This is a genomic window from Thermus aquaticus, from assembly GCF_001280255.1.
GTDB lineage: Bacteria > Deinococcota > Deinococci > Deinococcales > Thermaceae > Thermus > Thermus aquaticus.
Map to the genome: position 1 here is coordinate 1,062,868 of NZ_LHCI01000106.1, position 11,865 is coordinate 1,074,732.

An 11,865-nucleotide genomic window follows, 5' to 3' on the forward strand; every position below is an offset into this window, starting at 1 on the left:
AAGGGTCCACGGGGTAGTTCACGCTTCACCTCCTGCGGGCACCAGAACCCTGCCCTCCACCCTGAGTCCGGCTATGGGGCCTAAAGCGGACAGGTAGAGGAAGCCCCTGGCCACGTCCTCCCGGTGGACCACCCGGGCCTCCACGGGGCCGAAGGGGGTTTCCACCGCCACCCTTGCCCCCTCGAGGAGGGCCTCGGCCCGGGCGTCTTCCGGGTGGACCCAAAGCTCGGGGCTCGCCGCCTCCTTGGCCTTGCCCACGGCCTGGTGGGCCTTCCACATGGTGGGCCTCAGGTAGAGGCGGCCAGTTTGGGCCCTGGGGCGGAGGGCCTTGGTGCGGTAGGCCAGGAGGCCCATGGCCTCGGGCACCTTCCTCCCCCGAAGCTCCTTTTCCGCCTCCAGGTGGAGCCGGAAGGGAGGCCTCACCCCCAGGGCCTCAGCCAGAAGGGCCAGGGTCTGCAGAGCTCCCTCCGCCTCCCCGTTCTCTATGGGGGCGGGGCTAAGGGGGAGGACCCGGCCCTCCAGGTTCACCAGGTGGCCCCGCTTCTCGTAGAAGGTGGGGGCGGGGAAGACCACGTGGGCGTAGCGCTCCGCCAGGGGGTGGGGGTGGCTTAGGTGCATGGCCACGAAGCGCTTGCCCTTCAGGGCCTCCTCGGGGGGCACGAAGCCATAGAAGGCGTAGGGGGCTCCGGGCTCGTCCCAGGCGGCCCCCTTTTCCCCGGGCCAGACCCCCATGGCCTCGAGGCCCCGGGCGTTGGCCGCCGGGGTCATGGCCAGGACCTTGGCCCCCTTGCGCTCGGAAAGAAGCCTCGCCCTCTCGGCGGCCACCGCGTCCTGCAGGACCCCGGCCCCCAGGATGAGGACGGGGCTTTGGGCCTTTTCCCAGAGGGCTTTGGCCGCCTCCACCGCCTCGCCGCCCGCCTTCTCGCCCAGAAGGGCCAGGAGGATCTCCCGCTCCTCGCCGGGGGCGTGGAGGCCCTGGACCGAGGCCCACTTCATGAGGGCGGTGCGGTGGGGGGCGAAGACGGCGAGCTTGTGGGTTTGGCGGGGCATCCTCTCCTTGATCTGCAGGTCAGCGAAGGGGGTGCCGTGGGCGAAGCGGTAGGGGGGCTTGAGGTCCCGGGTGAACTCGGAAAGCCTTAGGTGCAGGATGGGGGCCTCCTCCGTGGGGTCTCCCAGGACCAGGGCGAAGTCGGCCTTGAGGAGGTCCTCCATGGTGGCGGCGGGGAAGAGGCTCGCCGGGGCGGCGGTGCGGCCCTGGAAGTCCAGGTGGGGGGTCTTGAGGGCCTTGGCGAGCTCGGCCGCCATGAGGCCCTCCTCGAGGGTGGCGTCGTGGGCCAGGTAGATCCCCACCTCCTCGCCCCTCGCCCCCTTGAGCCCCTCCTTCAGGGCCAAAAAGGCCTCCTCCCAGGTGGCCTCCTGAAGCCGCCCGTCTTTGCGCACCAGGGGGCTCTTGAGGCGGCCCTGGTCCGCCCACTCGTGGCCGAAGCGGCCGGCGTCGCAGATCCAGATCTCGTTGACCTCGGGCACCTCCCGGGCCCTCACCCTTAGGAGCTCCCCGCTCCTGGTGTCGGCGGTGATGCCGCAGCCCACGGGGCAGAGGGCGCAGGTGGTGCGGGTCTCCTCCATCTCCCAGTTCCGGGCGCGGAAGCGGGCGGTGAGGTCCAGAAGGGCCCCCACGGGGCAGATGTCGGTGATGTTGCCGGAAAACCCCGAGGGCAGGCCGAAGTCCATGGTGCCGATGAAGGTGTGCACGCCCCTTTCAATGAAGTCCAGGACCTCGTCCCCGGGGACCTCTTCAAAGTAGCGCACGCACCTTTTGCAGTGGATGCACCGCTCCCGGTCCAGGATCACGAAGGGGGAAAGGGGGTGGTGCTTGTCCTCGTGGCGGCGGGTGAACTCAAAGCGGGTGTAGACGGGGAGGGAGAGGGGGTCCTTCTGGTAGTACTTCTCGTAGAGCCCGTACTCCACGGTGCGGTCCTGGAGCTCGCAGGCCCCGCCCTTGTCGCAGGTGGGGCAGTCCAGGGGGTGGTTGAGGAGGGTGAACTCCACCATCCCCGCCTGGGCCTCCCGCACCACCTCCGAGAGGGTGTCCACCACCATCCCCTCGGCCACGGTGGTGACGCAGCTCGCCGCCAGCTTGGGCTGCCAGGCGATCTCCGGTTCCCCCTTTTCGTTCAGGACGGGCTTGCCGTCGGGCCCCCGCTTGGGGAGGCCGATCCTGACCAGGCACATGCGGCAGGCCCCGATGGGGGAGAGGTGCTTTTCCGAGCAGAAGAGGGGCACGTCGTACCCCGCGTGGAAGACGGCGTCCATGACGCTAGTTCCCGGGGGCACCTCCACGATGCGGTCGTTGACCTTAACCCTGACCACCTTCACCTCCAGAGGTTGGGCCTGGGCACGGGCCGCTTCTCCCGCGCCAGGGCCAGGTACTGGTCCTTGAAGTGCTTCAAAGACCCCTTCACCGGCCACACCGCCGCGTCGGCCAGGGGGCAGAAGCTCCGGCCCTCAATGAGGGGGAGGAGGGCCTCGAGGGTCTCCACGTCCTTCTCCTCGCCCTCCCCCGTGCCGATCTTGGCGAAGAGGTTCACCATGAACCCCGCCACCCCCTCCCGGCAGGGGGTGCACTTGCCGCAGGACTCGTGGGCGTAGAAGCGGGTCAGGTTCCACATGGCGTCCACCATGCTCACCCGCTCCGGGATCAGGATCACCCCCCCGGTGCCCAGCATGGAGCCCTTGGCCTGCAGGTGCTCGTAGCTCATGGGCGTGTCCAGGACCTCGTCGGTGAAGGGGAGGGGCGGGGTGGAGGAGCCGCCGGGGATCAGGGCCTGGATGGGCTCCAGGGGCCCGCCCGCCCACTCGTAGATGAGCTCGCGGAAGGTGGTCCCCATGGGGAGCTCGTAGACCCCGGGGCGCTTCACGGGCCCCGAGACCTGGTAGAGCTTCATCCCCTTGGACTGCTCCGTGCCCATCTGGGCGAACCAGTCCGCCCCCCGCTCTAGGATGGGCACCACCGCGGCCAGGGTCTCCACGTTGTTGATGGTGGTGGGCTTGCCCCAGAGCCCCGACTGGGCGGGGAAGGGGGGCTTGAGGCGGGGGTTGGCCCTGAGGCCCTCCAGGGAGTTCATGAGGGCCGTCTCCTCCCCGCAGATGTAGGCTCCGGCCCCCCGGTGGACGTGGAGGTCAAAGGAAAAACCGGTGCCGAAGAGGTTCTGGCCCAAATACCCCCGGGCCCGGGCCTCGGCGATGGCGGCCTCGAGGCGGTCCGCCGCCCGCCTATACTCCCCCCGGACGTAGATGTAGCCCACCGTGGCCCGGATGGCGTACCCGGCGAGGATCATCCCCTCAATGAGGAGGTGGGGGACGTCCTCCAGGATGTAGCGGTCCTTGAAGCTCCCGGGCTCGGACTCGTCGGCGTTGCAGATGAGGTAGTGCTGCTGCCCGTCCTTGGGCATGAAGCTCCACTTCACCCCGGTGGGGAAGCCCGCCCCGCCCCGGCCCCTTAGCCCCGAGCGCTTCACCTCCTCTATGACCTCCTCCGGGGTCTTCTCCTTTAGGACCTTCTTGGCGGTCTCGTAGCCTCCCTGGGCCAGGTAGAAGTCCAGGGTCCAGGAGCCCTCCTTCCCCACGTGGGCGTAGAGGGTTCGCTCAAAGCGGGGGTCCAGTCCGGAAACGATGGGGCCCGTCATACCTCCACCTCGTGCACGTGGTGGCCGCACCGGCCGGGAAGCTCAATCTCCTCCAGGCGCTTGCCCGCCTTGAGGCCTTCCAGAAGGGCCTTAAGCCTCGCCCTGGTCACGCACTCCACGTAGGGCTCGTCGTTGACCTGGACCACGGGGGCGGTGTGGCAGGACCCCAGGCACTCCACCTTCTGCACGCTAAAGAGGCCGTCCGGGGTCACCTCCCCGGGGCCGATGCCCAGCTCTTGGGTGAGGTAGTCCCAAAGCTCCTCCGCCCCCGCAAGCTTACAGGAGAGGGTGGCGCAGACCTGGAGGTGGTACTTGCCGGTGGGCACGAACTGGTAGTAGGAGTAAAAGCTCGCCACCCCCATGACCTCCGTGGCCGTGGTGCCCACCAGGCGGGCGATCTCCTCCACCCTTTCCGGGCGGATCCAGCCCTCCTCTTGCTGCACCCGCCTTAAAAGGGGCATGATGGCCGCTCGGCGGCCCTCGGGCGGGTACTTGGCGAAGGTGGCCTCCAGGAACTCCTTTTTGTCGTCAAAAAACCCCATCTTCCCTCCTATCGGTCCACGTCCCCCATCACGGGGTCCAGGCTGGCGATGATGGCCACCATGTCGGGCACCTGCTCCCCCTTGCAGGCGTAGGGGAGGCTTTGCAGGTTGACGAAGCTCGGGGCCCGCACCTTGACCCGGTAGGGCATGCTTCCCCCGTCGGAGACGATGTAGTAGCCCAGCTCCCCCCGGGCCGACTCCGTGGGCACGTAGACCTCCCCCTTGGGGGGGTGGAAGCCCTCGGTGTAGTGCTTGAAGTGGTAGATGACCGCCTCCATGGAGGTCTCCAGGAGGGGCCTAGGGGGCGGGGTGATCTGGGGGTTGGGGTCGCGGATGGGCCCGGGCTCCAGCCTCTCCAGGGCCTGCTTTAGGATCTTCACCGATTCCCGCATCTCCCGGATGCGGATGAGCATCCGGTCAAAGACGTCCCCCCTCTCCCCCAGGGGCACGTCAAACTGGTAGGTCTCGTAGCCCCCGTAGGGGTAGGCCTTGCGCACGTCGTAGTTCACGCCGCTGGCCCTTAAGGAGCCCCCGGTGAGGCCTAGGTTGATAGCCACCTCCGGCGGGATCACCCCCACACCCCGGGCCCTTTCGTAGAAGATGGGGCTTTCGGCGAAGAGGGCCTCGTACTCGTCAATGCGGTGGGGGAGGACCTCCAGAAGCTTTTTGAGCTCGGGGACGAACTCCTCGGGCAGGTCCTCCTTGACCCCGCCGATGCGGATGTAGTTGTGGTGGAAGCGCTGGCCCGTGACCCACTCAAAGAGGTCCAGGATGGCCTCCCGTTCCCGGAAGGCGTAGAAGAAGGGGGTGAGGGCCCCGAGGTCCAAAAGCCCCGTCCCCAGGAAGACCAGGTGGCTAGCCAGGCGGGAGAGCTCGTTCAGGATGATGCGGATGGTCTCGGCCCTCTTGGGCACCACCGCCCCCACCAGCTTTTCCACCGCCAGGGCGTAGGCCAGGTCGTGGGCCACGGAGTGGAGGTAGTCCATCCGGGGGGTGTAGGTGAGGTTCTGGAGGTAGGTCCGGTTCTCCATGTTCTTCTCAAAGCCCGTGTGGAGATACCCCACATGGGGGACCACCTCCAGGACCTCCTCGCCGGAGAGGGTCACCACCAGGCGCAAGACCCCGTGGGTGGAGGGGTGCTGGGGGCCCACGTTGAGGGTCATGACCTCGGTGCGGAGCTCCCGGGGTTCTTCGGGGATTGGGGCGTCCAGTTCCAGGTAGTCCTTCATTTGGCCTCCTTGGCCTTCATGAGGTCGGCCCAGAGGGCGCGGTAGCCCTTGCGGCTACCCCCGCGGTAGAAGGTGAGGCCGGGGTCCTTGCCGGTAATGGCGGCCCGGAACTCGCTGGGGATGATGTACCGCCCCTCGCGGAAGAGGGTGGGGGTCTCCCCCAGGGGGAAGTCCTTGCGCAGGGGGTGGCCCTCGAGGTCCTCCGGGGTCAGGATCTTCCTGAGGTCGGGGTGGCCCTCAAAGACGATGCCGAAGAGGTCGTAGACCTCCCTCTCCAGGAAGTTTGCGCTCCCCCAGAGGTCGGTGACCGTGGGGAGGCGGGGGTCTTTCTCCGGCACGTAGACCCGCACGAAGAAGCGGCTTCCGTCCCCGTCCTTCCACCCCGGCAGGGAGACCAGCTCGTAGACCACGGCGAAGCGCTCAGGCTTGGGGTCCGGGTAGGTCAGGTAGTCCAGGCCCACGATGTCGGCCAGGTAGTTGAAGCCCAGGTCCTGGTAGTGGGCCATGGCCGCCTTGAAGCCCTCCCTGGGCAGGACCACCCAGAGGTTGCCCAGGCCGTTGTCCTCCACGGGGTAGCCCTTGGCCCGGGCCTCTTCCAGAACGCGACTTAACCGCATGCCTCACCCCCTCGCCCGCTTCCAGGCGGCCACGGGGGGAAGCCTCTCCCCCCGCTCGTTAAAGGCCTGGCCGCGGACCTTCTTCTGCAGCTGCATCACGGCGTAGATGAGGGCCTCGGGCCTAGGGGGGCAGCCCGGGACGTAGACGTCCACAGGAACCACCGAGTCCACGTTCTGGACGATGGCGTAGTTGTTGAACATCCCCCCTGAGCTGGCGCAGGCCCCCATGGAGATGACCCACTTGGGGTCGGGCATCTGCTCCCAGACCCGGCGCATGACCGGGGCCATCTTCTTGGAGAGCCGCCCGGCCACGATCATCACGTCGGCCTGCCGGGGCGAGGCCCGGAAGACCTCGCTCCCGAAGCGGGCCAGGTCGTTTCTGGCGTCGGTGGAGGCCATCATCTCAATGGCGCAGCAGGCCAGGCCAAAGGTGGCGGGCCACAAGGAGTTGCTCCGCCCCCAGGCCACCAGCTTCTCCAGGGTGGTGAAGAGGATGCCCTCCCTTTCCAACTCCTGGACGTCCCGCTCAAAGAGGTCTTTCAGCGCCACCGCATCACCCCCTTCCACCACTCGTAGAGGAAGCCCACGAGGAGGAGCAGGGTGAAGCCCAAGACCCCCAGGAAGCCGTAAAGCCCAAGCTTCCCGGCGCTCACGGCGTAGGGCCAGAGGAAGGCCACCTCCACGTCAAATAGGATGAAGAGCATGGCCACCACGTAAAAGTGGACGGGAAACCGCTTCACCTCCCCGGCGGGGTCGTTCCCCGACTCGTAGGGCATGAGCTTGGCCCGCCCCGGCTTCTTGGGGCCGAGGAGGGCCCCCACCACCAGGGCCGCCACCCCGATGAAGAGGGCCACCCCCAGGTAGATCAGGATGTTCACGTACTCTGCGATCGGCGCCAAGGTCCCCTCCTTTCGTGCCTCTCTTCACGAGGAGGGGCCCCACCAACCCCCAAAGCCCCTCCTCATTCCCCGCCCATCTTACTACCCCAGGGCCGGGACAAAAGGGAGGAGGCTACACCGCCATCGGTGTAGCGCCCCCGCTTATGGGGCCCAAAAGGCTACACGGATGTGTAAAGAAGGGCCTTCAGGCGGCGGAAGGCCTCGAGGTCCAGCTCCTCGGCCCGGACGGCGGGAGGAAGCCCCAGGGCCTTTAGGGCCTCCTCCACCCGCGCTTTGGGGTAGCCCGCCCCGCTCAGGGCGTTCAGAAGGGTCTTCCGCCTCTTGGCGAAGGCGGCCTCTATGAGGGCGAAGAGCTCGGGGTCGTCGGGGACGCCCTTGGGGCGGAGGCGCACCAGGGCGCTCACCACCTTGGGCGGGGGGAAGAAGGCCCCGGGGGGAAGGTCCAAGAGCTTTTCCGCCTCGGCGTGGTGGGCCACCCTCAGGGAGAGGAGGCCGTAGGCCGGGGTTTTGGGCCTGGCCGTCATGCGCTCGGCCACCTCCTTCTGCACCAAAAAGACCAGGCGGGCGAAGCGGCCCATCTTGAGGAGGCGGGTCACCAGGGGTGTGGCGATGTTGTAGGGGAGGTTGGCCACGAGGAGGCTCCCTTCCGGCACCTCCTCCCAGGGGTAGGCCAGGGCATCCTGGAAGACGAGCCTCACGGGAAGCCCCTTTAGGGTTTCCTCCAGAACGGGCTTGAGGCGGAGGTCCTTTTCTATGGCCACCACCTCTGCGCCGGCTTCGGCGAGGGCCCGGGTCAGGACCCCAAGCCCCGGCCCCACCTCAAAGACCAGCCCGGTGAAGGGCCTGGCCGCCTCCACGATGCGGCGAAGGTGGGCCTCGGACACCAGAAAGTTCTGTCCGAAGCGCCTGTCGGCGAAGAGGCCATGCCGGGCGAGGAGCTCCCTGACGGCCTTAGGGGAGGTGAGGGGGTTAGCCATGGAGGCGCCTGACCTCCACCTTCAGGGGCTCGCTTTCGGGGTGGATCTCCAGATACTCCCCCAGGTCCAGGGCGTCTATGAGGGCGAAACGGTCCTTGAGGAGGATGCCCTCCTTCATGGGCACGTGGCCGTAGACCCCGAAGCGGAAGCCCATGCGCTCCACGTAGTCCGGGGTGCGGAACCACCAGGTCTTGGGCTCGCTCTGGGCGTAGAAGAGCGCGTTGTACTCCTGGAGCCAGGGGACCGGGCCCACGTGGGCGAAGTGGACCCCGTGGAGGTTGAGCTCCCGGGGGAAGGTGGCGAACCAGGCCTTGAGGGCCTCGGGCAGGGGCTTGCCCCCGTGCTCGGGGTGGAACTCCAGGTGCTTCAGGTAGTGGTTGCCCAGGATGGGCTCCCCCTTGAGGGCGGCCTCGTCGTGGTTGCCGAGGAGGATGGTCACATGCCCTTCCGCCCCCTCTTGGAAGGCCTTGAGGCGGAATAGCTCCCGGATCTGGGCCCCCGCCGCCAGGCGCAGGTGGGTGGGGTCTTGGGGGTCGTAGGGGGAAAGGCCGGTGAGGCGCTCGTAGTCGGCTGGGGTCTTGGGGTGGACCAGGTCGCCCAGGAGGACCAGCCGGGATTCCCCAGAGCGGAGGGCCTCGGTGGGGCGGAGGGCGGCGTCTGCCAGCCCCTCGGCCTTGAGGATCCGCCAGAGGGCGGGGAAGTTGGCGTGGAGGTCCCCGACGGCGATGACCCTCATCCCTTGAGAAGGGCCCGGAGTTCCCCGTAGAGGCGGCGGGTCTCCTCGGGGGTCTTGCCGTAGCCCCCGTACTTGGTCACGATCTTGGCCGCCTCCTTGCCCAGGCCCTTCTCCTTGAGGCGCTCCAGGAGCTGGTCAATGAGGCGGTAGGCTTCGGGCTTTTCCTCCTCCTCGGGTTCCCCGGCCTCCTGGGGCTCGGGGAGGGTGGGCGGGGTGAAGCGGCCCTTTTCCGGGTCGTAGTCCACCCACTGCTTCTCCAGGCGGTAGAGGTAGCGGCCCACGCCGAACTTGACCGCGGCCCGCTTGAGCGCGTCGGAGAAGGCGGCCTTGAGGGAGTCCCCCTCCCCCACGTCCTCCTTGGTGACCCCCAAAACGGTGAGGCGGCACTTGACCTCCACCACCCGCTCCCGGCGCTCGCCCCGCTCGTCTTTGAGGCTCCTTTCCTCGTCGGAGAGGACCTCGTAGCTGTCGTGCCAGCCCTCGGGGCCCACCACTTTATCCAGCCGGTCCAGGACCGTGCGGGCGTCCACGTAGGGCACCACCAGGGCCCGGCGCTTGTCTTTGGAAATGGCCTCAACGCGCCACTGGACCTCCCCGGGGGGAAAGGGCTCGGCCAGCTTCCGCCAGACTTCGTCCATGCCTTTAGTGTACTTTAGCTTTCCCTCACCCGGGCCGGGGTAGGGTGGGGTAGGCTTGGGGCATGAAAAGGCTTTTTTGGCTGGTTCCCTTTTTCGCCCTGGCGTGGGCCCTCGAGGTCCAGGTTTCCGCTAGCCTCAGCTTCAACCTCTTTCCCCAGGCGGTGGTGGTGGAACGGGTGGCCGAGCCCCAGGGGATCGTGGTGGTCTACAACGCCTCCAAGGCCGAGGCCATCTTCCGCTACCACGACGAGGACCTGCGCCGTAGGGGCTGGGTTAGGGTGAAGTACGAGGTCAAGAAGGACGAGTGGAAGGCGGAGTACCGCAAGGGCAAGGCCAAGGCCAAGCTCTCGGTGAAGGACAAGAAGGGCCGGGTGGAGGTGCGCCTCAAAGAAGGGGACTAGACAAGGCCAAGGGCCCCCGCTACCATATAGGGCGCGTGGGGCCGTGGCGCAGCTGGGAGCGCGCCTGAATCGCACTCAGGAGGTCACGGGTTCGAGTCCCGTCGGCTCCACCAAAAGCCCCCCGCCCTAGGGCGGGGGGTGGCCGTTACGCCGTTACGGGCCCAGAAGCCACTCCACGAAGCCGTTGACCACGTCGTTTTCCCCCAGGGCCTCGGGGTTTTCCAGGACGTGCTCGTAGAAGGCCCGGACCAGGTCGGGGCTTGGGTTCTTGAGGATCTCCTGGACGCTTTTCCCCTGGTAGGGCCCCTTGGGGAGGGGTGCCGTGAGGGAGGGGGAGGTGGCCAGGGGGGCGGCCTCCTTCAGGGCCTCCAGGGTCCTCTCCAGAAGAAGCCTTTCCCCTTCGGGGCCTAGGGCCTCCTTGGGGGTGAGGAGGGGGGTTCCCGAGAGGTCCTTGGGCGTGAGGCCTAGGGCATAGAGGCGCCGGGCCAGGCTGGGCGGGCCCACCTCCAGGGGGACCAGGGCCTTGGCCTCGCCGTAACGGACCTCGAGGGTGTACCGCCCGGGCTCGGGGAGGGTGAGGGCGGGGGCCACCTCCTTGAGGCCGGCGGTGAGGGGAGGAAAGCCCAAAGGCTTCTCCGCCCGGCCCACCTCCTCCCCCTCCCGGAAGAGGAGGCTTTCCAGGGGGGCCCGGAGGAGGTAGGGGCGCCCTTCCAGGCGCACCTCGGGGAAGACCGCCTCCCCGGCGCGGAAGGGCCTCGCCTCCAGGTCCCCGGGGATCAGGGTGAGCTTCTCCAGGAAAAGGCGGAGCTCGCCCCCTTCCAGCCGGGCCAGGGCCCGCCGGGCGGCAAAGGCGGCCGGGTGCCGGGGGTGGGCCTCCAGGAAGGCCCGGTAGAGGGCTTTGGCCTCGAGCCCTGCCCGCTCGGCCACGTAGGCCCGGAAGAAGAGGGCAAGGGGCTCCCCCCTCGCCTCCAGGTCCTTAAGGGCCTCCTGGAAATCCTCCCCCTCGTCCAGCCGCAAAGCCCGGTCGTAGGCGGCCTTGGCCCCCAGGTAGTCCCCGTAGATGGCCCGGAAGAGGCCCAGGTTGTAGTAGGCGGTGGCGTTGGGGTTCAGGGCCACCGCCCGCTCCGAGGCCCGGATGGCCCGGGGGAGGTCCCCGGTGAGGTAGAGGGCCCAGCCCAGGTTGGTCCAGTAAAGCCAGGAGTCGGGGCGGAGCCTTATGGCCTGGAGGAGGGCCTCCTTGGCCTCTTCCCCCTTTCCTTCCTGGAAGGCGGCGAAGCTCACCTCCTCCCAGGCCAGGGGGGACTCGGGGAAGGCCTCCTTCAGGGCCCGGGCCGAGGCGGGCCAGCGGGGGTCCTCGAGGGCCCTAAGGACCAGGTGGGCGGCGGTGCGCTCCAGGGCGTCCCCGGAGAGGAGGGCCTCGGCCTCCTTCAGGGCCTCCTCCCGCTTGCCCTCGGCGAAGAGGCGCAGGAGGCCGTAGGCCCGGGGGAGCCTGCCCTGCCAGAAGAGGAGAAGCCTTTCGGGGAGGAGGCCCAGGAGAAGCCCCGCGCCCCGCCCCTCCCTCAGGTCCAGGGCCGACCGGTGGAGGGGGTCGGGGTCCTCCCCCCGGGCCAGGGCTTGCAGGCGGGCCTCGTCCCCTTTGGGCGCGGGGAGGGCGCTAAACTTGGGGGCCAGGCCCTCCTTCTGGAGCCAGAGCCAGGCCGCCCCCAGGTTGGCGAAGAGGCCTTCCTTCACCCCCTCTTTCCCGGCCAGGAAGAGCCTGAGGCCCCTCTCTTCTTCCCGGCCCAGGAGGACCCAGTCCGCCCCGGTGATCTCCCGGGCCAGCCGGGCCCCCGCCCGGGAGTAAAGCCCCCCCACGAGCTCGTACCCGTCCCGCCAGGGGGGCTCGGGGAGGAGGAGGGCGAGGAGGGTGGGGGGTGGGGCCTTCAGGCCCTCGGCGAAGGCCTGGGCCAGGGTGTACCCCCTGGGCCCCTCAAAGGGCAGGACCAGGCCCTGGGCCAGGGCCAGGCCCAGGAAGAGGAAGGGAGCTAAGCACCCCACCGCGGCTTTCGCCGCGGTGGGGGCCCCAGAAAAGCCCTTCCACAGCTCAGACTTGGGCACCCCATGTTGCGAAACCAAAGTGCGGGCACTTAGCCAGCGCATG

General features: G+C 68.4%; 12 protein-coding genes and 1 tRNA gene. 2 read left to right on the top strand and 11 right to left on the bottom strand.

Annotation, left to right across the window (positions count from 1 at the left end; translation table 11 throughout):
* Nucleotides 1-18: 18 nt before the first annotated feature.
* From nuoG to BVI061214_RS06905, 10 genes are all read right to left on the bottom strand, one after another.
* The gene (gene nuoG, locus BVI061214_RS06860) at nt 19-2,370 is read right to left on the bottom strand and encodes an NADH-quinone oxidoreductase subunit NuoG (protein ID WP_053768609.1); all 2,352 of its coding nucleotides are present in this window, start codon (nt 2,368-2,370) and stop codon (nt 19-21) included.
* A 2-nt stretch (nt 2,371-2,372) separates the two neighbouring features.
* A complete protein-coding gene (nuoF, locus tag BVI061214_RS06865; RefSeq protein WP_053767768.1) occupies nt 2,373-3,686 on the bottom strand; it encodes an NADH-quinone oxidoreductase subunit NuoF in 1,314 nt (437 codons plus the stop codon).
* Complete coding sequence (nuoE, locus tag BVI061214_RS06870; RefSeq protein WP_053767769.1) at nt 3,683-4,228, bottom strand: NADH-quinone oxidoreductase subunit NuoE; 546 nt, start codon at nt 4,226-4,228, stop codon at nt 3,683-3,685. The genes nuoF and nuoE overlap by 4 nt, the downstream gene beginning before the upstream one ends.
* Nucleotides 4,229-4,236: 8 nt before the next feature.
* Complete coding sequence (gene nuoD, locus BVI061214_RS06875; RefSeq protein WP_053767770.1) at nt 4,237-5,457, bottom strand: NADH dehydrogenase (quinone) subunit D; 1,221 nt, start codon at nt 5,455-5,457, stop codon at nt 4,237-4,239.
* On the bottom strand, nt 5,454-6,074 hold the full coding sequence (locus BVI061214_RS06880; protein ID WP_053767771.1) for an NADH-quinone oxidoreductase subunit C: 621 nt from the start codon (nt 6,072-6,074) through the stop codon (nt 5,454-5,456). Before BVI061214_RS06880 ends, nuoD begins: the two co-directional genes overlap by 4 nt.
* A gap of 3 nt (nt 6,075-6,077) precedes the next feature.
* Nucleotides 6,078-6,623 carry a NuoB/complex I 20 kDa subunit family protein gene (locus BVI061214_RS06885; RefSeq protein ID WP_053767772.1) on the bottom strand — a complete coding sequence of 182 codons (546 nt, stop codon included), beginning with the start codon at nt 6,621-6,623 and terminating at the stop codon, nt 6,078-6,080.
* On the bottom strand, nt 6,614-6,973 hold the full coding sequence (locus BVI061214_RS06890; RefSeq protein ID WP_053767773.1) for an NADH-quinone oxidoreductase subunit A: 360 nt from the start codon (nt 6,971-6,973) through the stop codon (nt 6,614-6,616). Before BVI061214_RS06890 ends, BVI061214_RS06885 begins: the two co-directional genes overlap by 10 nt.
* 158 nt (nt 6,974-7,131) lie before the next feature.
* A complete protein-coding gene (rsmA, locus tag BVI061214_RS06895; protein WP_053767774.1) occupies nt 7,132-7,950 on the bottom strand; it encodes a 16S rRNA (adenine(1518)-N(6)/adenine(1519)-N(6))-dimethyltransferase RsmA in 819 nt (272 codons plus the stop codon).
* Nucleotides 7,943-8,686: a metallophosphoesterase gene (locus BVI061214_RS06900; RefSeq protein WP_053767775.1), complete on the bottom strand. Its 744-nt coding sequence runs from the start codon at nt 8,684-8,686 to the stop codon at nt 7,943-7,945. Before BVI061214_RS06900 ends, rsmA begins: the two co-directional genes overlap by 8 nt.
* Nucleotides 8,683-9,324, bottom strand: a complete 642-nt coding sequence (locus BVI061214_RS06905; protein WP_053767776.1) for a Rad52/Rad22 family DNA repair protein — start codon at nt 9,322-9,324, stop codon at nt 8,683-8,685. The genes BVI061214_RS06900 and BVI061214_RS06905 overlap by 4 nt, the downstream gene beginning before the upstream one ends.
* Nucleotides 9,325-9,386: 62 nt before the next feature.
* Between BVI061214_RS06905 and BVI061214_RS06910 the strand changes: the two genes are divergently transcribed.
* Nucleotides 9,387-9,725: a hypothetical protein gene (locus BVI061214_RS06910; RefSeq protein WP_053767777.1), complete on the top strand. Its 339-nt coding sequence runs from the start codon at nt 9,387-9,389 to the stop codon at nt 9,723-9,725.
* A 37-nt stretch (nt 9,726-9,762) separates the two neighbouring features.
* A tRNA-Ala gene (locus tag BVI061214_RS06915) sits at nt 9,763-9,838 on the top strand.
* Nucleotides 9,839-9,878: 40 nt separating this feature from the next.
* On the opposite strand, the gene BVI061214_RS06920 is transcribed toward BVI061214_RS06915, so the two are convergent.
* A complete protein-coding gene (locus BVI061214_RS06920) occupies nt 9,879-11,864 on the bottom strand; it encodes a tetratricopeptide repeat protein (RefSeq protein ID WP_248841734.1) in 1,986 nt (661 codons plus the stop codon).
* Between the last annotated feature and the right edge of the window lies 1 nt (nt 11,865).

Excerpts from the sequence above, each read along its gene's own strand:
- BVI061214_RS06900 (WP_053767775.1), bottom strand. The coding sequence starts at position 8,686 with ATGAGGGTCATCGCCGTCGGGGACCTCCACGCCAACTTCCCCGCCCTC.
- rsmA (WP_053767774.1), bottom strand. The coding sequence starts at position 7,950 with ATGGCTAACCCCCTCACCTCCCCTAAGGCCGTCAGGGAGCTCCTCGCC.
- nuoE (WP_053767769.1), bottom strand. The coding sequence starts at position 4,228 with ATGGGGTTTTTTGACGACAAAAAGGAGTTCCTGGAGGCCACCTTCGCC.
- nuoD (WP_053767770.1), bottom strand. The coding sequence starts at position 5,457 with ATGAAGGACTACCTGGAACTGGACGCCCCAATCCCCGAAGAACCCCGG.
- BVI061214_RS06880 (WP_053767771.1), bottom strand. The coding sequence starts at position 6,074 with ATGCGGTTAAGTCGCGTTCTGGAAGAGGCCCGGGCCAAGGGCTACCCC.
- nuoF (WP_053767768.1), bottom strand. The coding sequence starts at position 3,686 with ATGACGGGCCCCATCGTTTCCGGACTGGACCCCCGCTTTGAGCGAACC.
- BVI061214_RS06920 (WP_248841734.1), bottom strand. The coding sequence starts at position 11,864 with ATGCGCTGGCTAAGTGCCCGCACTTTGGTTTCGCAACATGGGGTGCCC.
- BVI061214_RS06910 (WP_053767777.1), top strand. The coding sequence starts at position 9,387 with ATGAAAAGGCTTTTTTGGCTGGTTCCCTTTTTCGCCCTGGCGTGGGCC.
- BVI061214_RS06905 (WP_053767776.1), bottom strand. The coding sequence starts at position 9,324 with ATGGACGAAGTCTGGCGGAAGCTGGCCGAGCCCTTTCCCCCCGGGGAG.